This window comes from Streptomyces sp. NPDC001530, from assembly GCF_042894545.1.
GTDB lineage: Bacteria > Actinomycetota > Actinomycetes > Streptomycetales > Streptomycetaceae > Streptomyces.
Map to the genome: position 1 here is coordinate 170,905 of NZ_JBIAVS010000020.1, position 20,582 is coordinate 191,486.

Consider the following 20,582-nt stretch of genomic DNA (forward strand, 5'->3'; position numbering starts at 1 on the left):
TCGGAGGTTCCCTTCATGGCGGCTCTGCCTGCCCGCGTCCTCTTCGGCGCCGCGTACTACCACGAGTACCGGCCCCCCTACGGCACCGACCGCCCCGACGAACGCCTCAAGACCGACCTCGACCTCATGGCCGACGCCCATGTCAGCGTCATCCGGGTCGGCGAGTCGGTCTGGTCGACCTGGGAGCCGGAGAACGGACGGTTCGACCTCGACTGGCTGCAGCCGGTGCTGGACGGCGCCCACGAGCGCGGCATCTCCGTCGTCCTCGGGACGCCGACGTACGCGGTGCCGCCGTGGCTGGCCCGCCAGTACCCGGAGATCACGGGCGAGCGGCACACCGGTGAGCGCATCGGCTGGGGCGCCCGCCAGGAGGTCGACTTCACCCACCCCGCCTTCCGCTTCCACGCCGAGCGGGTCATCCGCAAGATCGTCGCACGGTACGCCGAGCGCCCGGCGGTCATCGGCTTCCAGGTCGACAACGAACCGGGCAACGAACTGCTCCACAACCACGGCGTGTTCCAGCGCTTCGTCGACCACCTGCGCGCCACGTACGGCGACGTCGAGACCCTCAACCGCGAGTGGGGCCTGGTGTACTGGTCGCACCGGCTGTCGACGTGGGCGGACCTGTGGACGCCGGACGGCAACGTCCAGCCGCAGTACGACGTCGCGTGGCGGGAGTTCCAGGCCCGTCAGGTCACCGAGTTCATCGGCTGGCAGGCCGACATCGTCCGTGAGTACGCGGGCCCCGAGCAGTTCGTCACCACCTGCATCTCCTACACCCGCCCCGCGGTGGAGGACGACGAGCTGACCGACCGCCTCGACATCGCCTCCGGCAACCCGTACTACGACATGCAGGACGGCCTCCTTCTCCCCGAACCCACACCCGACGACCACGAGCAGAAGTGGCGGACCACCGGCGTCTGGGCGCTGTACCAGACCGCCGACTGGATGTTCTCCTCGCGCCAGGAGCCGTTCCTGGTCACCGAGACCAACGCCGGTTCCATCGGCGAGCCGTGGCACAACCGTCCCGCCTACGACGGGCAGTGGCGGCAGGCCGCTTGGGCGCTCGTCGCGCGCGGGGCCCGCATGATCGAGTACTGGCACTGGCACACGTTGCACTTCGGCGCGGAGACCTACTGGGGCGGCATCCTGCCCCACACCGGTCGGCCCGGTCGCACGTACGCCGAACTCGCCCGTCTCGGAGCCGATTTCGAGAAGGCGGGCCCCCTCGTCGCGGGACTCGAGCCGGACGCCGACATCACGATGGTCTACTCGACGCCGAGCAAGTGGCTCATGCAGAAGTACCCGCCGCTGGCCAAGCCGGACGGCGAGCCGGACCCGGCGGCCTACCACGGCATCTTCGATCCCTTCTACCGAGGCGCCTTCGACGCCGGCCGCCAGGTCCGCATCGTCCACGCCCGCCAGCTGCACGACCCGCGCGACGAACGGGAGGGCCTGACCCCCGAGGAGGCCGTCCGCCGCCACCCCGTCCTCGTCGTCCCGGCGTTGTACATCGCCGCCGACTCGACGCTCGACTGGCTCGCGGCCTACGCGGAAGCGGGGGGCCACCTGGTTCTCGGCCCGCGCACCGGCTACGCCGACCACGGGGCCAGGGCCCGGCACGAGCCGGCGCCCGGGCGGCTGGTGGAAGCGGCGGGCGTCCAGTACGACGAGTTCAGCAACCTCGTACGTGACATCCCGCTGCGCACCGCGCCGGACAGCCCGCTGAAACTGCCGCAGAACGCGACGGCGACGCGCTGGGCGGACGGTCTGACCGTCACCGACGCCGACGTACTCGCCGCGTACGACCACCCGCACTTCGGCCGCTGGCCCGCGGTCACCACCCGCCGCCACGGCGCGGGCCGCGTCACCTGCGTCGGCACCGTCCCCGGCCGCGACCTCGCCCGGGTACTGGCTGCCTGGCTGGCACCCGCCCCCCGCAGCGCCTGGCGGGACCTCCCGGCGTCCGTCACCGCGACGACCGGCACCTCCCCCGACGGGCGCCGCATCCACATCGTCCACAACTGGAGCTGGGAACCCGCGAGCGTCCCCGCACCGGTGGACCTCTCCGACGCCCTGAACGGCACGTCCGTCCCCACGGGCACGGCGCTGGACCTCGGCGCCTGGGACGTACGCGTGTTCGTCTCCTGATCCAACCCTGGTGAACATCACCGTGGTCAACCCCGAGGAGGGGCTATGCAGAGAAGAAGGCTGGGACACGCACTGGGAACCTTCGCCGCGGCATCAGCGATGCTGGCGATCCCCATGACCAGTGCGCAGGCGTACAACCCGACGGGCGGGATCCTCTACCAGCTCGGAAACGAGCCGTGCCTGAAAGGGCGGGGCAACTGCGCGATCTATCCGAAGTCCGCGCAGCTGCCGAGCGGACGTCTGGTCGCATCGTTCGAGAAGTCAACTGTCGTACCGGAGACGGGAAGCGCCGACAGACAGACGCTCCCCGTGTACAAGAGCGACGACCACGGAACGACGTGGCAGCCGCTGTCCGAGGTCAAGGCTCCGGCGTACCTCTCCAGCGACCCCAAGTACGCGAAGTACACGAGCAACTGGACGAACCCGTACCTCTACGCGCTTCCGCAGGACGTCGGAAACCTCAAGCAGGGCACGCTGCTCCTCGCGAGCGTCGTGTCCGGCGACGACTACTACTACCGCGAGCACAAGGCAGCCGACCCGAGCTGGACGCCGGCCAACGACGGAGACCGCAAGGACCTGGCGATCGCCCTGTACTCCAGCACCGACGACGGCGTGACCTGGAAGGTCGTCAACGTCATCGCGACCGGTGGCTGGCAGGGCGGCAGCGCGGGCGCGCTCGGCCAGAACATCGCGGGCGCGAACACGAACAAGCAGGCGGATCCGCTGTGGGAGCCGTACCTGATGGTCTACAAGGGCAGGCTCGTCGTCTACTACTCCGACGAGAACGACTACACCGGCTTCGATCCGGCCACCGGCGTCCCGACGTTGGACCCCGCGAACGACACCGCCAAGGATTCGCTCGGCCAGATCCTCGTCCACAAGACCTGGGACGGCCGCAGCGCGACGTGGAGCGCTCCCGTCGTCGACCTCGCGGGACTGACCCAGGACATGGGAGGCGGCAAGACCGAGATCGGCGGCGGGCGTCCGGGCATGACGAACGTCGTCCGGACGACCGACGGCAAGTGGCTGCTCACCTACGAGTACTGGGGCGGCGGAGCCAACACCAGGTACCGGATCGCCGACAACCCGTTGGAGTTCTACCGCGGCTCCCCCACCGGCGAGGGCGTCACCTCACTGCCGGTCGACGCCGGCTCCCACGCTCTCGCGACCGGCGGCAGTCCGGTGATCATCAGGCTTCCCGGTGGGCGCCTGGTGTACAACGCCGCAGGCAGCGGCAATGTCTGGGTCAACGAGAGCGGACGCAGCGACGGTGTCTGGAAGGAATACCAGACGACCCTGGGGTCCGGCTACAGCCGCAACCTGCAGTACGTGGAGGGCACCGGCCGCATCGCGATACTCCGCAACCAGGGCACATCGACGCTCGCCTACGCCGAGGTCGACCTCGGTCACTCGGCCGGCGCGTACTACCAGCTGGTGAACCGGAAGACCGACCAGGTGATCGGCACCGGGAGCAGGACCAACGACGCGAACATCGGTAACGGCGACGTCCCTGACGTCGTCCTGGAGGACCCCGGCTCGGCGACGAACATGGACACCCAGTACTGGCACATGGAGACCGAGCCGCAGGGCGCCGTGACGCTGCTGAACAAGTCGGGCGGCCGCGCAGCAGCCATCTGGACCGGCAACGCGACGGTCGGCCAGCGGATCGGCCAGTGGGTCGACAACAGCGCCACCGGCAGCTGGAACCTCATCAAGACCAACGACGGCTTCTACAAACTGCAGGCAGTCAAGAACACGAACCTCTACCTGACCGGCGCGTCCGACGGGGCACCGCTCACCTTGCAGAACGCGATCGCGGACGGCTCGCAGGAGTGGGAGCTCGTCCAGTAAACGCCCACCTCCGGGGACCTGCCGAAGGACCAGCGGTCGGCAGGAGATGGTGCCCCACGAGTCGGCGGGACTCGTCCGGTGAGCAGGCGCGGGTCTGACCGGCATCGGGCTACGTAGCCGACAACCACGCGATGCACCGGCAGCCAGTCACGCTCGCTCCGTCCGCAGGTCAACCCTGGCGCCTTCGCCGCGGTCTTTACGAGGGCGGCCGGAAGGGGCGGGGGATTGTTGCTTCAGGGGGCGGAGCTGTGAGGGACGGTGAGCGTCGGCAGCCGCTGCTCTCGGTGCTCCGCGCGGCGTTGTTCGTACGGCGTACGCTGCGAGGCGAGTGGCACGGCATGGTGGTGTTGCCCGTGCGGCAGCTCCGGCGGCGTGGGCTGTCGGGCCTTTCGTTGGCGTTCGTGGCCGCGTTCGGTGTCATCTTCTTCCACGACCTCGCGCAGCGCCCGGCCGGCGCGGTGGTGGTGTGGCGGCTCGGCGGCGTCAACGCCGACCTGCCGCTTTGGCTGGCCCTGCTGCGCACTCCGGTGTCGCTGTACGTCCCCGCCCTCGATCTGCCGGTGTGGGCGGGCATCACCCAGCTCTTCCTTGCCTTCGCCCTGGCCGAACTCGCGCTCGGCCGTGCCCGGACGCTGGCCATCGCGTACGGCACCACGCTGGCCGGGACCCTCGCCGTGCGGGTGATGATCGCGCTCGGCCCGGGCTGGTGGGGCCTCGGGCTGCCGCCCGAGACGGGACAGGTGCTCGACACCGGGCCGTCCGCCGCGGTGGTGGGTCTGTTCACCTACCTGTCGGTCGTCCGGCGTGCTCCGGTGGTGTTCACGCTCACCGGTGGGTCGATGGTGTGGGAGTCGATCGCCGCGCCCAATCTCGCCGGCCGCGAGCACCTGATCGCGGTGGGCGCCACGATCATCCTGGGCCTGTACCACCAGCACCGTGGCCGACACGGCTCCTGCCGCGTGGACGATGCGGCAGGGTCCGCTGCCGCGGAGGACAAGCGGGCGGCCCCCGCCGCCGCAACTGCGACGGACGCGCTCCCTCGGCACGCCCCATCGACCGAAGTCAGTGGCGCACCTCGGCCATTGATCAGGCTTCAGGCCAGCTGCCTTACCCGCCATAGCGCGAGGAGCCGAGAGTCACCTGGTGACCGGCAAGGCTGATCTCGACGCCTTGCGCGGTGGCGCGCGCCGCGGTGAAGCCGACACCCGCCGGGAGGCTCACGCGCCACACCGTGCTGGCCCGTTCGGCACCGGGCACGGTCAAGGAGAGTTCGCTGCCCTGCGCCAGCAACGTTCCGGTGCTGTTCAACGGCGTCCCGCCGACCGTGCCGGAGACCTTGACGCGCGCTGCCTGGCCACTCGATCCCGGGGCCTGGGACACCTGGAGCGGGCCACCGTCGCCCGCAAGCCGCGTCACCACGCCGGACAGCTCCTTGTACGAGAGGGTCAGCGTCCCGGTCGCGAGGTTCGCCTCCGCGCTGCGCGCCGTCAGCGATCCCACCTTCACATCACGCAGGTCGAGGCGCAGACGGTCGATGTGCAGATAGCCGCCCTGCGCATTGGTCGTGGTGTCGACGTAGAACTTCCCCGCGGTCAGCGTGACATGGCCGAAGTCACCGCCGGCCGCCTGGGTCAGGAACGGGAAGCCCTCGATCCCCACGTCCAGATAGCCGTCGGTGGTGTTCTCATAGCCGTACTTCTCCTTCGCGAGCTGCGCGGCCTCCTTGTCCGCGTAGTGCACGGCCACGCGGTCGATCACCGTGAACAGCACGGCCAGCACCACTACGGTGATCGCCAGCACCTTCACCCATCGACGTCCCACGCCGAACCCCCATGCCGTTTACGCCTGTTGCAGGCGAGCCGTGTGGGGCGATCATGCACTGACCCGGGACCTGGCACCAGCCCCCCCGATCTGGACGCCAGACCTCACTCCTGCGTGTCCGCGTGCGTGGCAGGCGTGCCAGTCTGAGGGTGCAACCGTGCCCAAAGGCAGGACATGTCTCGCCTGCAGGCTGGTGCCGCCTCAAAGGCGCCGGCGCGGCCAGGGTTTCGGCCGTTGGGTGAAGCGTGGTGCCATGGTCGGTGGGAATGCCCCGGTTGTGGAGCGGCGACATGCAGGCGACAGCGCGCTGATCAGCACCGTGGTGAGCGTGACGAGGATGCCGCACTGGGTGAACTGCCAGAAGCTGATGAGCTGGCGGTTGCGTTCGGCGACACCGAGGACAACGACGTTGGCGGAGACACCGATGGCGCTGGCGTTGCCGCCGAGGTCGGCGCCGAGGGCCAGAGCCCACCACAGCACGTGGTGGCTGTCGCCTGCGGCGCCGATGTCCTTGACCAGGTCGGCGGTCATGGGGGCCATGGTGGCCACATAGGGGATGTTGCCGATGATCCCGGACAGCAGTGCGGAACCGACCGGCAGGGTGAGAGCGGCGCCGAGTTCACGGCCGCCGGTGGCATCGGTGAGCGTGCGGGACAGCTCGCCGATGCCACCGGTCGATGAACGCGCCGACCATGACGAACAGCCCGGCGAAGGAAGGCCGGCGTGGGCCACTCGACTTCTCGGAGCACCTCCGAGCACTGGCGCCGGATCACGGCCAGGGACCAGCCCGCGCGATCAGCTGCAGCAGGAGGGCCCGCCGCACGAAGGGCCTGACTCGACGACCGGCAGCGGCGCAGCCAGGACCGTCGTCGTTACGGCCGTGACCGGTTTGGTGGCGCGCACGATGGCGGAGTGCATGCTGTCGGCGACCTGACGAGTCGGTGTGATCTCCACGTTTGTGAACCCGGCCGCCTCCAGCCCCTGCCGGTATTCGCCGAAGGACAACGCCCCGGCGATGCAACCGACGTAGTCCCCACGCTCGGCGCGCTGCTTCGGGGTGAGGTGGTCGTCCGCGACGACGTCCGAGACGCCGATACGACCGCCAGGGGCGAGCACCCGGAACATCTCGGCGAACACGGCCGGCTTGTCGACGGACAGGTTGATCACACAGTTGGAGATCACGACGTCGACGGTGTTCGCGGGCAGCGGTACGGACTCGATGGTGCCCTTGAGGAACTCCACATTCGTCGCGCCCGCCTTCTTCGCGTTGGTCATGGCGAGCGCGAGCATCTCCTCGGTCATGTCCAGGCCGTACACCTTGCCCCTCGGCCCGACGCGGCGCGCGGAGAGCAGGACATCGATCCCGCCGCCCGAACCGAGATCCAACACCCGCTCCCTCTCGCGCAGTTCGGCGACGGCGAGCGGATTGCCGCAGCCGAGGGAGGCGGCGAGCGCCTCCGCGGGCAGCCCCTCGCGGTCCTCGGCCGCATACAGGCCGGGGCCGAAGTTGTCGTCGATCTCGATGCTCGCGGAGCCGCAACACGCGGTGCCACCCTGGGTGACCTGGACGGCGGCAGCGGCGTAGCCGGCCCGGACCTTCTCGCGCAGTTCGCTGCTGCTCGCCTCGGCCATGACCAACCCTCCACTGATTCGACGCCTATGGAAACAACGCTCCCTCTTGAATCGACAGCTGTCAACATAGAGGAACGTCTAATCACTCCGTTCCTCGGGCCAGAGGTCTTCCCCCCGATCAGCAACAGGTGGTCTCCCGGCCCGGCGATCCAGGTCTGCAGTCCGCGCGGGAGGTCCGGCAGCCGGTCACCGGCGCGGCGGCCCGCGCCGGGGCGCGCGGTCCGGTCGCAGACAGCGGGCTGCGCCGGTAGTGGGTGCCGAGCTCGGAGAGGGTACGGAAGGCGGTAGCGCGCAGGCGGAGGGCGATGATGAAGGCCCGGTCGGTGAAGAGCAGCACGCTGCGGCCGACCGGGGCGCGTTCGGCCCCGTAGGTGTCGAGCACGTCGTCGGGTGCAGCGCCTCGGCACACGTACGCCAGCTTCCAGCCCAGGTTGATCGCGTCCTGGATGCCGGTGTTCATGCCCTGCGCGCCCGCCGGACGGTGAATGCGGGCGGCATCCCCGGCGAGGAAGACCTGTCCGGAGCGGTAGTGGGTGGCGCCGCGCTTGTGCAGCCGGAACACCGTCATCCACACCGGATCCCGCAGCCTCAGCCCCTCCCCCACGTGGACCGGTCGGTGATCGCCTGCAACTACCCGAGCGTGACCTCCGCATCCAGCGCTCCACGCGGCCGCATCGCCAGCATCCGCCGACTCGCCGGCGTCTCGAGCGGAAAGAAGAACAGCATCCCAGCGGCGATCACGGGTACGGCGGCAAGAAGTTCGTGGCCGCGTACGCCGTCGATGCTGATGTCGGGCGTGTTGGGCAGGCGTGGCTTCACGGGTCCGCTGCGAAGGCAGATGCAGCAGCCCCCTTCGTCCCCTGGGCCACCCGGTTGCGCAGGAAGACAGACCACCTGTCCCGTCCAGGGTTGTACGGCAGCAATATATGGCGATCGTCTCCTGGAGGCTCTCTCGACGAATGGGCTCGTCACCCTGGTCCTCATCGCGTTCTTCGCGCGGCTGACAGCAGTGAACGCCCGTGGTGTGCCGCAGGCGGAGTGCGGGCTCACCGACGCGTACGCGAGGGCGCCCCAAGCATGCCGTGCGCGGCTGGCGCAGCAGTGTGCTCCCAGGGTGGCGGCCTGAAGGGTCTACCGCTGGTCAGGGGGCCATCAGACCCTCCGCCATCGACCTTTGCGAGCGAGACTGTCAGTGGGGCCACCGTCCTGATTCGGTGCCGTGGACGCCCCGTCGCATCGGCCCGAACGGAGGACCGCCTGCTTCAGCCCGCAGGAGATGGCGATGAAGAGCTCGGTACGGATGGGACAAGTTTTCGGGGTGCCGCTGCGCATCCACTGGACGGTGCCTCTGCTCGTGGTGCTCTTCGGGTATGGCCTGGGCAGCCAGACGCTCCCCGTCTGGATCCCGGACCAGTCGAACGCCACCTACACGGTCGCTGGCCTGGCCGGGGCTCTGCTGCTTCTGGGCAGCCTGTTGGCTCACGAGGCCGCGCACGCGCTCACGGCCCGGAGGAAGGGCATCGAGGTCAAGAGCATCACCCTCTGGGCGCTGGGCGGGCTGACCGAGATGGGCAGGCCGCGGGCGGCGGGCGCAGCCTTCCTGGTGGCCGTGAGCGGGCCGCTTGCCAGTCTGATTGTCGGTGCGGCGGCGCTCGGGGCGGGGATCGCGCTGTCCGGCTGGGCGGTTGGTGCCGCCGTCCTGGTGTGGCTCGGCTGGGTGAACTTCGTCCTGGGCGTGTTCAATCTGCTGCCTGCCGCACCGCTCGACGGTGGACGCGTGGTGCAGGCGCTGATGTGGTGGCGTACCGGAGATCGGGACCGGGCCGACCGAGCAGCCGCACGCAGCGGGCAGGTCCTCGGCATCGTGCTGATCGCCGCCGGTTGGATCCTCGTCCTGCGCGGCGCCCCGAGCGGTTTGTGGCTGACGGTCATCGGTTTCTTCGTCGTGATCGTCGCCGGCGCGGAACGCCAGCGCGCCAAGCTGGCCCCAGCCCTGCGGGGCGTGCGAGCCAGCGAGGCCATGGCAACTCCCGTCGAGACCTGCCCGGACTGGCTGACCGTGCAACGCTGCGTCGACGACGTGGCCCTGCCGGCCCGCCACGCGACGCTGCCCCTGATCGACTTCGAAGGACGCCCTAGCGGCCTGCTCCACCTCCCGCAGCTCGCAAGGATCCCCGCCGCGCAGCGAGAAACCTCCCGCGTGCGCGACGTGGCGACCCCGCTGTCGCAGTGCACCACCTGCGCACCGGACGACCTCCTGGAAGATGTCGTCGAAAAACTCCGCCCGGGCAGCGGCATGCGCATCCTCGTCACCGACGGCCAGCGCCTCGTCGGCATCATCACCTCGCGTGACATCACTCGAATCGTCCAGCGCCACGCACTCCGCGGCACGGAGAGCAGGTGACTACTCCCGGATTGTGGACAGAGGTCCCACACAGCAAGGCCAGATCCAGGAGCTGACGCCGTACAGCGCCGTTCATACAGACCATCACCGCAGGCTTTTTGGGGCGGCTTGCCGTTCGTGCCGGGCGGCCGGGCGGGGCCACAGACCAGGGGGAGATGCGGCGTTGGGCGTGGGCGGGCGCCCTGTGTGACACGTTCCAGAGCCGTCTCCCTCCGCCGGTCCCAGGCCAGGACGGTGAGCGCCTGGTCGATGTCCGCCGCTCGGCTTCGGCCTTGACCGAGGCGAGGGAGGCGGCAACCGAGCGGGCGGCCACGGCGGCGCCCCACCACTGGCCAGGGCGCCAGAGGTCGGTGCCCGTCCGCCCCTCATAGGCCAGCCGGGTCCCCGATACGGTGTCGGTCAGCACGAAGGACTCGGTCACTTGCGGCACCGGGCCGCGGACGAGCTGGAAGTCGATGCGTTCGGGGCGGGTGAAGCGCACCGTCTCGATCGTGGTCGCAGTCAGCCGGCCGCCCGCGACGGGGGGGTGAAGTGCTCGGCCAGCACCAGGTCGATGCCGCGCTCCAGCACGTTCAGCTTCGGTGCACTGCCGGCTATCTCCCCGGACCGGGCAGGGCGCCGGTGGGTGATGGCGTTTGCGGCCTCACCATCCTCCACCGGCACGTTCGCCCCCCATCCCGCGGGCGGCGTAGCGAGGGTCGGCGGGTAGTACGCCACCTCAGGCACGGGAATGCCCCGGGCCGATGGGGCCGGGGCATCCGGGACGAGGGGCCGCCGCCCGCGCGGCGGGCACCCGGGGCTGGGGCGGCCGCCGCCCGATACGGGGGCATCCGCAGTTGGAGGTGAGCGCGAGCGGGCCCGGCTGCCGGCCTCCCGGCCCGCACCCAGCGACCGCACACCAGCCCGCACCCCCCAGGGGCCGGACATCAGGCGGGGAAAGCCTTGCCCATCAGCACGGATCAGTCCCCGGCACGGTACGCCCGTATCCACTGGTCGATCTCATCCGCCGACATCTTGTACTTCCCGGCAGCCCGCGCGCTCGTCGTGTGCCCGTGCAACACCACCAGCACGATCCGCACCTTGTCCGCCGGCGTCAGCTCCTCCTTCGGCTTGTCCGGCAGATCCTCGAACCGGGTACAGCCCTACGTACCGGGCTTGCCAGGCTCCCCCGACTCACCAGCACCGTCACCGCTGCCGCCGTCACCACCCCGTACCGCCATCACCACCATTACCGCACTCACCACCATCACCGCTGCTCCCGCCGTCCGCAGCACGGCCGAGCAGGTCAGCAGCCCCGGCCCGCTGTCCCGGGCCCGCAGCAACCGCATGCGATGCCGGTGCGTCAAACGCGATACCGACGGCGGAAGCCAATGAAGCCACCACCAGGACGAAGCAACGTCGCCCAAATCGCCTCACCATGGGAAATCTCCGTTCTCCTCCGCCGGCGGGGGCGGAAGCCCTGGGCTTCCACCCCCGCCGTGCGGGCGGTCACGGCCCGGACGGGACAAACCGTCCGGGCTACTGGATGTGACAGTCGCCAGAAGCAACCGTCGCGGACCGCGTCGCCACCGGCACCGCCGTCGCCACACCAAGCCCACGCCCGGAACGGCCCTTCTCACCACGGCTGCGGATCAAACGAGTCATGACTTTCTCCAACTCACACAGAGGAAATTTCTTGACGGGCAAAAGAAGAAAAGTTCTCGGAAAGGAAATCCGACTTCACCCCGCAGCCCCCGATTTCCTTCCGGCGGGGCCGCACAACCAGTACGCCCCACCAGCACCACCACGGTCACGTTCCTGAAAGTCGTGACTTGTCCCAGCCATAAACATCAGGTAAAAGCGGGCAAACCCACACCAGCAGCAGCCCGCCACTCCCCCGGACGCACCCGGCTGCTCAGGTTGCTGAAGGCGCCGGCGGTGCCGGACCGTGCTCCGCGGGTGCTGGGGGTGGACGAGTTCGCGTTCCGCAAGGGCTGCACCTATGGCACCGTGCTGGTCGACACCGAGGTCACTTCACGCACCGCGTGGCCACACGCGTCGTTCGTGGGTTCACGAAACTGCGGCCAGAGCCCCGAAAATCCACGGCTCTGCTCGTAGTCCCAAGGTGGTTCGGCTTTCATACGGTGTGGGCTCAGTGAACGGAGAACCCGCCGTCGACGAAGATCGCCTGCCCGGTGACGTAGCCGGAGGCGCGGCTGGCCAGGAACACCGCCGCTCCGGCGAAGTCCTCGGCCAGGCCGTTGCGCCCGACCATCGTGCGCGCGGCCAGCGCCGCCACCTTCTCCGGGTCGGACGACAACCGCGCATTGAGCGGGGTCATGACGAAGCCGGGCACCAGCGTGTTGCAGGTGACGCCGTGTGGCGACCAGGCCTCGGCCTGAGAACGGGCCAGCGACTCCAGCGCCCCCTTGGAGACTCCGTAGGCGCCGCTGTGGACGAACGCCCGGTGCGCCTGCTGGGAGGTGATGTGGATGATCCGCCCGAAGCCCCGCTCGGCCATGCCGGGCCCGAACCGCCGGCCCAGCAGGTAAGGCGCCTCCAGGTTCACCGCCATCGTGGCGTCCCACGTCTCCTCGCCCAGCTCGTTCATCGGCGGCCGCAGGTTGATCCCGGCGCTGTTGACGAGAATGTCGGGCTCGCCGAACACTTCGGCTGCCTGCTCCGCCGCCGCGCGCACCCCGTCGCGGGTGCTGAGGTCGGCGCTCACCCAGGCCGCCCGGCAGCCGTCCGCCACCATCTCGTCGACCGTGGCGGACAGCTCCGCCTCCTTGCGCGCCACGATCACCACGCTCGCCCCCGCCCGCGCGAGAGCCCCCGCGATGGCTCGGCCGATGCCGGAACTGCCACCCGTCACCACGGCGACCCGGCCATCCAGCGAGAACAGTTCGGAGAGGTAACTATGCGAGATCATGCCCGCACCCTAGACGGCGCGTCCACGGCGACAGTGCCAGGGGCGGAACGCATGGGATGGGGAGATCAACTGAGCAGGTTTGGCCATCCCATGAGGACCTGGCGGGGAAATCAAAGAGCACCATCAGCCCCCGGACACGACTAGGCGGTTGAGCTGGCAACTCGGCCTCGTCCAGCAGGCCGCACTCCACCGCGCCGCCCATCCGCAGCGGGCGGGGAGGCGGCCAAGGTCCAGAACCTAGCCGGTGAGCTGGGGCGGGGCGGCTTCGTAAGGGCGCCGGTCCCGGATCAGGGCCCACAGGACTCCGTGGCGGCCCGGATGCGGGCAGCGGCTATGCCAACGGGACCAGCCAAGCTGGCATCCGCACCTCCACGACCGAATGGGCTCGGTATTATCCGCGCGCCGCTGGCTGTCGAGGCGGGGGCTCGTGTGCGACCGGAGGTTGGAACGTGGCGACGGATGTCTGGGGCGTGTTGGACGAGGCGCAACGCCTGCCGTGGTCGTTCACGCCTTTCCAGTGCGTCGGCCCACTGAAGTTCGGTATGACACATGACCAGGCCCGGGCCGCTGTGGACGGCGTCCTCAGAGTCAGCGTCTCGCAAGGCCATGCGGGCAATGAGGCATGGGCCGAATTCTGCCTTGAGCAGCGTCCCGGCACGAGGTTCTCTGGGCCTGCGGTCACCGCATATTACGACCAGTCAATTGGCCTGGCAGGCATCGCGGTCAACGCACTACGTGGCCCGCAGGTGACATTGGAGGGGATGCGGCTGGTGGGGCAGGTGCCATCACACCTGGAAGATCAGTTCACTGACTACCTCGCAATGCACAGCAAGGAGTTGCGGTACTCGCAGTGCGCCGATCCGTGCTCGTCACAGCTCGGGCTGGTACTGCGGGTCCAGCGGGCTGGCGACCTGGTGTTGAGCCGGCCTGTGATGGTGGCTGAGGCATGGGCCGACCGCTGCTGGGATACCACCGAAGGCGGCATCCCCCCAAAGGAGTGGAAGACCTTCGAGTGGTGACAGCGCGGCAGCTCTCTGACTGCCGGACCCCGGCATCACGCTTCCAAGCCCCGCACTTTTCGGTCAGTCGGTGACGTCCAGGCCGGTGCTGGCGAGGCAGCTGTCGATCACGTCGGGGCGGTACTGGCATAACGGTCCTGCAGGATTGGAGGGCGTCTATCAGTAGCCTCATTCCGAAGGCGCCATCCCGTCATTAATGCGCACGGGCTCGGGGTCTTTTTCCTTGGGCAATTTGCGCATAGTTCGAAGCGGTGACAGGAAGCTTGGGAGGATGCTCACCGTCATGCCGACTGCACCGATCCACAATGTAACTGTTGCTCCAAACACAGAGCCCGAGGCTCCACCCAAAACTCCGCCTAGAGGAATTCCGCCCCAGGACACGAATCGGGCTGTCGCACTCATCCGGCCCAAGAGTCGATCTGGCGTGAGGGCCTGCTGGAAGCTTGCTTGAGCCACAACGCGGACGACTCCACCCAGCGAAAGAGCCGAGAGTCCGATCGCAGCCACATACACGCTCCAACCCGGTCGTGCCAACGGCATCAGGACTGTCAGCGGGCAGGTGGCAAGTGGCGCGAGCCAGATGACCGGACCTTGTCCGACCCGATTCGAGACCCTTGTTGCCAACAGCGCGCCCAGCAAGGCACCGCAACCCATTCCCGACAGAATGAGGCCGATACCGAAGGACCCGAGGCCTAGCTCCCTCGCCAAGAAGACCATCAACATGGTTTGATACATGACCAGGAAGAGGTTGAATATCGCATCCCCCAGTATGATTGCACGCAGGACGGGATGCTTGAGAACGAACTTCAACCCCTCCTTGATTTCCCGACCCAGTTGAGGGTGCTTGCTCGACTCTGGCTTCCGTTCGCGTTTGCTGATGCTGATCGCGAGTAGACCCGATATAGCCATCCCGACCGAGCTTGCCAAAAGTGTTGCAGGGGCTCCGATCCAGCCAATCATCGGCCCTGCTAACCCCGGCCCACTGATACTGGTCACCGAACGTATTGCCGAGAGTTTTGAGTTTCCTTCAACAAGATTACTGCGGCCCACCAAGTGCGGCAGATAGCTGACGTACGCGACATCGAAGAAAACAGTCAGCGCTCCATGAACCAATGCGACTGCGTAGAGCCACCAGATTGTCAGAAGGTCTGCCCACCAAGCCACCGGTATCGTCAAGAGGACCAGCGCCCTCGCAAGATCAGTGCTGATCATCACCGATCGCTTCCGCATGCGGTCCACCCACGCGCCTGCCGGCAGCCCGACCAGGAGCGAGCCTGCCGTGGTCATCGCGGTCAGCACTCCGACCTGGAACTCATCAGCATGCAATGCCACGATTGCAACCAGAGGCAACGCCAGAAAGATGATGCGATCGCCCAGCTGGCCGAGCGCGGTGGCGGCAAACAAACGCCCGAAGTCCGGGTCGCATAAGAGTCCAAGCCGGGAGGGTATTGACATTCGAGTTACCTACCAAACATGAGACTTCACAAATTATTACGTCAACCTAGCGGATTGTTACGAGGTTCTCGAGGGGCCCGAGAAGGATTCGCTTAATATCCATGCTGGACTTAATCGGACTAAATGTTGTCCCGAAAGTCATCTACAGGGTGATGGCTGACCTGCTCGTTGTTGGGGTATCGGAGGCGATGGGATTGTGCAGGTCGGTGATGCCGAGGGGTCAGTTCTGGTTCACCGGCCAGACCGCCGCCGGATCGCAGTGGGCCGGGCACGCCGGCAGGTAGACCTCGTTGCCAAGAAACAGCCCGTAGGTGTCGGTGCCGACGCTGTAAGGCTGCTCTGGTTGGCCGGGGTTGACGGCGAATTCCATGTACTCCGGCACCTGGCAGACGTACACCAAATCCGCGCCGCATGCGCACCTGTAGTACTCGGGATCCTGCGCCCAGGACGGCGTGCCGCCCACCTTGAACGTCGCGGCTCCGAGCCCTCGGGGGTTGGGGGTGTCCACGAAGGGTTGCAGCGTCAGCGGCAGGGCGCACAGGGACGGTTCGGCCTCCGGGACCGGCAGCGCCGCGTGGCGCTGGAGCAACACGCGCCAGAACGGACCGCGGGTAGGGCGGCTGCGGAGCGTCCCAGTACCGGGGCACGAGCCGACCATCAGCCAACTCGGGGTCGGATGCGTCGTTGTGTGTACGGCAGTGGAAAACCAACAGGTGGTCTCCGCCGAAAAGCTCCAGGTCCGGGGGGATATCGAACTGGAAGAACAGAGCCATCCGCTCACCACAAAAACACTCGGGCCAGTCCTGGGCGTCATCGAGGAAAGGCCAGTCGCCCACTGAGTTCCGCGTGGGCAGGTCCAGCGGCTCGGTTCCGACCTCGATCGCGTAGGCAGGCAGCACCGCCCGCATCTTCCTCACCCCCGTTCGACCATCCGCTCACCCTAACAACGGCTGACACAATGAACGCCTGAGCATCCAGTCGGCCTCACCGGGCTGGATAGGTCCTGCGAGTCCTGAACAGGTGGGGGCGGGCGATGTTCGATGTAGCCCTGTTGGCGGCGGGGAAAGCGAAGGCATCGATGCGAGTGCCGGGCTTGTCCGGGTTGTTGCTGCTGAGCTTGGGGAGGGTGTGGTGGGGATTGTGGTGGGGATGGCCGCGGACGTGTTGATCTTCGCCACCGTTTTGACCTCAGGCTCTCCGGCACCACGGGGCGCGTTCAGATCGCAGGGGTTGCCGCCCTGACCCTGCTGTGGGCCGTCAATCTCCTGGTCTCCAGGCCACGTCAGCTGCGTGCTTTCGGGTCCGCCGTGCCGGCCGACGATCCTTCGGTCTGCAGCAGGCCGCGGAGCAGGGTCGGCATCTGCGGCTCGGCTGCATTCGCGTGGCGGCGTTTGTTCGAGCCGAGTTCGCCGGCCGCGTGCAGTTCGGCGAGCAGGGCGCGTGCAGCTTCTCGAAGACCCCGGCCTCGTGCCACCGCCCGAGTCGGCGCCAGCAGGTCTGTCCGGAGCCGAACCCCAGCTCCAGCGGCAGCAGTTGCCGGCTGATGTCGTTGTAGAGCACGTACAGGATGCCCTGGCAGGCACAACCGGTCATCCACCAGCATGGGACCGGGAGCATTCCGCGGCCGGGGCGGTAGCAACGGCTCGATCAGCGCCCAGAGTTCGTCATCCACGATCCACGGCCGGTTCCCCACACCCCACGAACGGCGCGACGGTCATGGTGTGGATGCGGTCTCGCACCTCCATGGAGTCGATCACCTCCTGCATTGTGGCCTCGCCCCTGGGCGAGGCGTGGCCGGCGGCGGTGGTGACCGCGAACTCGTGCTCGGCCGGGGCGAAGCGGGCGGCCTGGTCGATCTCGCGGACCACGACCTGCGGATGGTGGGGCGGCCGGTGTCCCGGAGTACCTGGCGGGTGTCGTTGTACGACGTGATGAGCATGCCCGCGGTGTACTCCAGCCGGTCTGCCTCCAGGTGCGCGAGGTACTCGACGACCCCGGAACGGTCCTTGGCGGCGCAGGCCCGCATCAGGCGAGCGCCCGCCACATCGCCTTCTTCGTCCGGGGGCGGTGAGCTCCTGGAAGTCCTTTGATCGAGGAGTACGCGCGACACAACGATCACGCGGACCTGCTAAGCGAGCGGATCGACGGAGCCTGCATCCGCGGCACAAGGCCAGACTCATGCCGGCCGGCCGATGACACGCCGGCGGACGCAGAAACGCGAGCTGCCGACCGGCAGACGCTGAAACGCGAGCTGCCGACCGGCAGACGCTGAAACGCGAGCTGCCGACCGGCAGACGCTGAAACGGGAGCTGCCGGTGGTGCAGATCCGCACTCCTGCGGGGGAACTCGCCCACTGCGGAGGCCTCCGAGGAGGCGCCGGCTGTGTTGTGCCGCAGGCGCGTCCCCCAAGGTTCAAAGGCTCAGTGTGATCGCGGCGGCGACACCGCCCAGGCCGAGGGCAAAGGCGGCCTCGCCCCAGCCGCCCGCGCCCCAACGGAAGAACCGGTCGAGAGCGAGCCGGCCCGGGCCGATGGCAGCGATAGCCAGGGCAACCACGGCGATGCAGACGCTGTACTCCACGCCGCCGTCCGCCTCCCACAGACCATGAGCGCCCGTGACGGTCGCCATGGCATTGATCATCACGCCGATCAGGGCGGCGGCCGCGAGCGGAGTGAACAGCCCCACGGCCAGGCCGAGGCCACCGAGGAATTCGGACAGGCCACCGATCACGGCGAAGAGATTTCCCGGGTGGTAACCGAGGTCGGCGAACCCCTTGCCGGTCGCCGTCAGGCCGGCACCCCCGAAAAACCCGAACAGTTTTTGAGCGCCGTGCGCGGCCATCAGCAGTCCGAAGGTCAGTCTGATCAACAAAAGGCCCCAGTCGGCGGCGGACGACGTCGCCGACGTGGTGACGTGCGCTCGCGATTCCGTAGGGCTCAAAAGACGGTGCAAGATGCGGTTCGTATTCATTTCACTGCTCCGGAAAGAACGCCGGAACGGGCGTACCCCCACCTCGGACAGACGCCGAGGCACCGGTCGGTGGTAAGCCCTGCGCAGCATCGCAGAGCACAGACCACCCCTGCCGATCCTTCCGCAGCGACCATGATCATGCATCTGGGCGCCCGCCACCGTACAGCACACACGGCAACCGCAAACGACCAACTCCGCCGGAGGTGTCGATGTGCCCACCGACACCCCCACCGAGCCGACGAAACGGCCACACGGCCTCCGGGGCACCACCGTGCCCCCGCCCCGCACGACGGCCCAGCTCCCCCATCCACCCAGCGCCCCAACGGCCTGCCGGCTCCCGGGCGCCCGCGACGATCATTTCGGTGCAGTCACCACCTGTCGACGACACCCGCGACCAGTAGATGGCGGACGACCTGCGTAACGGCTCCTGGCCGGCGTGTCAGGAGCATGCCGTCGGGTCCTCCGCTCTGGCCAAGCAGGCGTGAGAACGCTGGAGGCAGTACGCGCGCACCTCCTCCTCGCCGACGTCTGCGAGGTTGAACCCGTCCGGCGCGGAGCGCTGCCCGATTCGCGTGGCGCAGGGCCGCCTGACCATGCTCGACCGCGACCCCTCGCCATACGACGGTCAGGCGGAGGGTGTCAGCCCACGCGGCCGGCCCGGGTCGGCAGCCGGTGACCTTGATCCCCGCACAGGAGACCTCACACCGTGAACTCCCGTATCACCGTGTTCCGGAACACTGCCGGACCGCCGATCGTGAACAGCGCGAGCCCGGTGTCGACGAGATAGGGGAACGCCTCCATCGAGTGCACGTACCGGCCGTCGTCGACGAACACCTCGACGGACGTGCGGTCCACGAGGATCCGTAGCTTTACCTTGCGCGCGGACGGGTCGAACGGGGTGTGACTCTCCTGCCACTTGCCCGAGGTGTCGGGGTTGACGGCACCGCGCCGATTGACGAACGCGTAATCGCCGTACACGCCCGCGTCGATGTGCCGGCTGCCGTCGGCCGAACGGCGCAACTGCACGCCCACGCCCGCGAGTTGGTCCCAGGTGATCTCGCAGGTGAGCTCGTAGGCGACGCCGGCGTAGTCCAGCACGCGGCTGCCGTCGACCTCCAGGTCGCCGAGGCGCACCGTGCGCGAGACGTGGTCGTCCAGGGCGGCGATCGGCCGCGAGGCAAGGTAGTACGTACCGGAGGCGGCACGCTCGAGCGTGATCTCGCGGACGATCGAGTCGGTGCCGTTGAAGCCGTCGCAGTCGATCGTCGGAGTGATGTTCGGGTAGTCCCAGTTGTTCAGCCAGCCCATGGCGTACCGAGTACGCGGGTCGAGGGAGCCGTCGGCGCGGCGCTTGTCGAAGGTGACGGCTCCGTACCAGTCGAAGCCGTGGTCGAGCCACTGGGGGTCGGCGTCGGCGGCGGTGAAGGCGTTTCCGTCGAAGGAGCCCGTCCAGTAGGCGTATGTGTTCGGCAGCCCGGAGCCCTTGCCGTTCGCGCTCACACCCAGGACCCACGTCGCCCGGCCGTCCGCCGCCGTGATGCGGAACAGGTCGGGGCACTCCAGCGTCCCGATCCCCTCCTTGACGAAGCCGCCCGCGTACGTCCACTTCTTGAGGTCGTCGGAGTGGTAGAAGCCGATCTTCGTGCCCTCGGCGAGCGCCATCACCCACCGGTCGCGCTCCTCGTCCCGGATCACCTTGGGGTCGCGGAAGTCGCGCACGCCGGGGTTGGGCAGGACCGGATCGGTGCCGTGGTGGGTGAAGGTGCGGCCGCCGTCGGTGGAGTAGTACAGGTACTGCGCCTGTGAGGTGGGCCCGTCGTCGTGGGACATCGTCGCGATGACGACGACTGCGCCCGCGCCGAAGCCCGCGGTGCCGTCCTCGTCGATGACCGCCGAGCCCGACCAGACGTCCCCGTTGGGGGTCGTGTCTTTGGGCACGGCCACCCCGCGGTCCCTGAAGGAGACCAGGTCGGTGGTGGTGGCCAGGCGCCACGCGGTGCCGACGGCTCCGGTGAAGTAGTCCGCGTTGTACAGGTAGTAGTAGTGGTACTCGCCGTCGATCCAGACCGGTCGCTGCGGGTCGTTCTTCCACGTGTCGGGGACCGTGAAGTGGTACTCGGCGCGGTAACTCGCGCCGGGTCTCGCCCCCTTCGGCCGGGCTGAGGCCGGTACCGCGGGCAGCGCGACAGCTGCCGCTCCCGCGGCCGACCCGGCGAACAAGGCTCTCCTGGACATCCCACGCATCACGCATCGTTCCTCTCGTGCGAGTCATGCGAACGGCGGCTCTTGTGGAACCAGGACTGTAGACCTAACTCGTTAAAGGTCAAGCGTTCGCGACCCTTGACAGGGCCGTGACCCGCTTCACATC

Annotated in this window: 19 protein-coding genes and 1 pseudogene; 5 read left to right on the forward strand and 15 right to left on the reverse strand. The window is 68.3% G+C overall.

Translation table 11 applies throughout. The annotated features are described in order from the left end of the window. Positions 1-15: 15 nt before the first annotated feature. From ACFY0T_RS36130 to ACFY0T_RS36140, 3 genes are all read left to right on the forward strand, one after another. A complete protein-coding gene (locus tag ACFY0T_RS36130; protein WP_388880525.1) occupies positions 16-2,151 on the forward strand; it encodes a beta-galactosidase in 2,136 nt (711 codons plus the stop codon). 45 nt (positions 2,152-2,196) lie between these two features. Next, positions 2,197-4,002 carry an RICIN domain-containing protein gene (locus ACFY0T_RS36135; protein WP_388880528.1) on the forward strand — a complete coding sequence of 602 codons (1,806 nt, stop codon included), beginning with the start codon at positions 2,197-2,199 and terminating at the stop codon, positions 4,000-4,002. Between the two features lie 248 nt (positions 4,003-4,250). Next, positions 4,251-5,162, forward strand: coding sequence for a hypothetical protein (locus tag ACFY0T_RS36140; protein WP_388880531.1), 912 nt, complete (start codon positions 4,251-4,253; stop codon positions 5,160-5,162). Here ACFY0T_RS36140 and ACFY0T_RS36145 read toward each other — a convergent pair. The 5 genes from ACFY0T_RS36145 to ACFY0T_RS36165 form a co-directional block, all read right to left on the reverse strand. Continuing rightward, positions 5,110-5,823 (reverse strand): DUF2993 domain-containing protein, encoded by a 714-nt coding sequence (locus ACFY0T_RS36145; RefSeq protein ID WP_388880534.1) that lies wholly within the window; start codon positions 5,821-5,823, stop codon positions 5,110-5,112. The genes ACFY0T_RS36140 and ACFY0T_RS36145 overlap by 53 nt on opposite strands. 201 nt (positions 5,824-6,024) lie before the next feature. Beyond that, positions 6,025-6,555, reverse strand: a complete 531-nt coding sequence (locus ACFY0T_RS36150; RefSeq protein WP_388880537.1) for an SLC13 family permease — start codon at positions 6,553-6,555, stop codon at positions 6,025-6,027. 63 nt (positions 6,556-6,618) lie between these two features. Continuing rightward, on the reverse strand, positions 6,619-7,455 hold the full coding sequence (arsM, locus tag ACFY0T_RS36155) for an arsenite methyltransferase (RefSeq protein ID WP_388880540.1): 837 nt from the start codon (positions 7,453-7,455) through the stop codon (positions 6,619-6,621). Positions 7,456-7,573: 118 nt separating this feature from the next. Further along, positions 7,574-8,023 carry an FAD-dependent monooxygenase gene (locus ACFY0T_RS36160; protein WP_388880543.1) on the reverse strand — a complete coding sequence of 150 codons (450 nt, stop codon included), beginning with the start codon at positions 8,021-8,023 and terminating at the stop codon, positions 7,574-7,576. Positions 8,024-8,085: 62 nt separating this feature from the next. Continuing rightward, positions 8,086-8,274 carry a hypothetical protein gene (locus tag ACFY0T_RS36165; RefSeq protein ID WP_388880546.1) on the reverse strand — a complete coding sequence of 63 codons (189 nt, stop codon included), beginning with the start codon at positions 8,272-8,274 and terminating at the stop codon, positions 8,086-8,088. A gap of 463 nt (positions 8,275-8,737) precedes the next feature. On the opposite strand from ACFY0T_RS36165, the gene ACFY0T_RS36170 reads away from it, so the two are divergent. Further along, on the forward strand, positions 8,738-9,859 hold the full coding sequence (locus ACFY0T_RS36170) for a site-2 protease family protein (protein ID WP_388880549.1): 1,122 nt from the start codon (positions 8,738-8,740) through the stop codon (positions 9,857-9,859). A gap of 501 nt (positions 9,860-10,360) precedes the next feature. Here the strand turns inward: ACFY0T_RS36170 and ACFY0T_RS36175 are convergent. The 4 genes from ACFY0T_RS36175 to ACFY0T_RS36190 form a co-directional block, all read right to left on the reverse strand. Further along, complete coding sequence (locus ACFY0T_RS36175; RefSeq protein ID WP_388880552.1) at positions 10,361-10,522, reverse strand: hypothetical protein; 162 nt, start codon at positions 10,520-10,522, stop codon at positions 10,361-10,363. 296 nt (positions 10,523-10,818) lie between these two features. Next, the gene (locus ACFY0T_RS36180) at positions 10,819-10,980 is read right to left on the reverse strand and encodes a helix-turn-helix domain-containing protein (protein ID WP_388880659.1); all 162 of its coding nucleotides are present in this window, start codon (positions 10,978-10,980) and stop codon (positions 10,819-10,821) included. A gap of 21 nt (positions 10,981-11,001) precedes the next feature. Next, a complete protein-coding gene (locus ACFY0T_RS36185; RefSeq protein ID WP_388880555.1) occupies positions 11,002-11,187 on the reverse strand; it encodes a hypothetical protein in 186 nt (61 codons plus the stop codon). An 803-nt stretch (positions 11,188-11,990) separates the two neighbouring features. After that, positions 11,991-12,770 (reverse strand): SDR family NAD(P)-dependent oxidoreductase, encoded by a 780-nt coding sequence (locus ACFY0T_RS36190; RefSeq protein WP_388880558.1) that lies wholly within the window; start codon positions 12,768-12,770, stop codon positions 11,991-11,993. 449 nt (positions 12,771-13,219) lie between these two features. Between ACFY0T_RS36190 and ACFY0T_RS36195 the strand changes: the two genes are divergently transcribed. Then, positions 13,220-13,789: a hypothetical protein gene (locus ACFY0T_RS36195; RefSeq protein WP_388880561.1), complete on the forward strand. Its 570-nt coding sequence runs from the start codon at positions 13,220-13,222 to the stop codon at positions 13,787-13,789. A gap of 168 nt (positions 13,790-13,957) precedes the next feature. On the opposite strand, the gene ACFY0T_RS36200 is transcribed toward ACFY0T_RS36195, so the two are convergent. The 6 genes and pseudogenes from ACFY0T_RS36200 to ACFY0T_RS36225 all read right to left on the reverse strand — a co-directional run bounded on the left by ACFY0T_RS36200 (position 13,958) and on the right by ACFY0T_RS36225 (position 20,458). Further along, positions 13,958-15,244 (reverse strand): MFS transporter, encoded by a 1,287-nt coding sequence (locus tag ACFY0T_RS36200; RefSeq protein ID WP_388880564.1) that lies wholly within the window; start codon positions 15,242-15,244, stop codon positions 13,958-13,960. Between the two features lie 220 nt (positions 15,245-15,464). Continuing rightward, the gene (locus ACFY0T_RS36205) at positions 15,465-15,836 is read right to left on the reverse strand and encodes a hypothetical protein (RefSeq protein WP_388880567.1); all 372 of its coding nucleotides are present in this window, start codon (positions 15,834-15,836) and stop codon (positions 15,465-15,467) included. Between the two features lie 810 nt (positions 15,837-16,646). Beyond that, positions 16,647-16,919, reverse strand: a pseudogene (locus ACFY0T_RS36210) (transposase); the annotation flags it as partial. Continuing rightward, positions 16,909-17,112, reverse strand: coding sequence for a hypothetical protein (locus tag ACFY0T_RS36215; RefSeq protein WP_388880570.1), 204 nt, complete (start codon positions 17,110-17,112; stop codon positions 16,909-16,911). The gene ACFY0T_RS36215 and the pseudogene ACFY0T_RS36210, both read right to left, overlap by 11 nt. A gap of 544 nt (positions 17,113-17,656) precedes the next feature. Continuing rightward, positions 17,657-18,214, reverse strand: a complete 558-nt coding sequence (locus tag ACFY0T_RS36220; RefSeq protein WP_388880573.1) for a DoxX family protein — start codon at positions 18,212-18,214, stop codon at positions 17,657-17,659. A 699-nt stretch (positions 18,215-18,913) separates the two neighbouring features. Further along, positions 18,914-20,458, reverse strand: coding sequence for a glycoside hydrolase family 32 protein (locus tag ACFY0T_RS36225; protein ID WP_388880576.1), 1,545 nt, complete (start codon positions 20,456-20,458; stop codon positions 18,914-18,916). Positions 20,459-20,582: the final 124 nt, after the last annotated feature.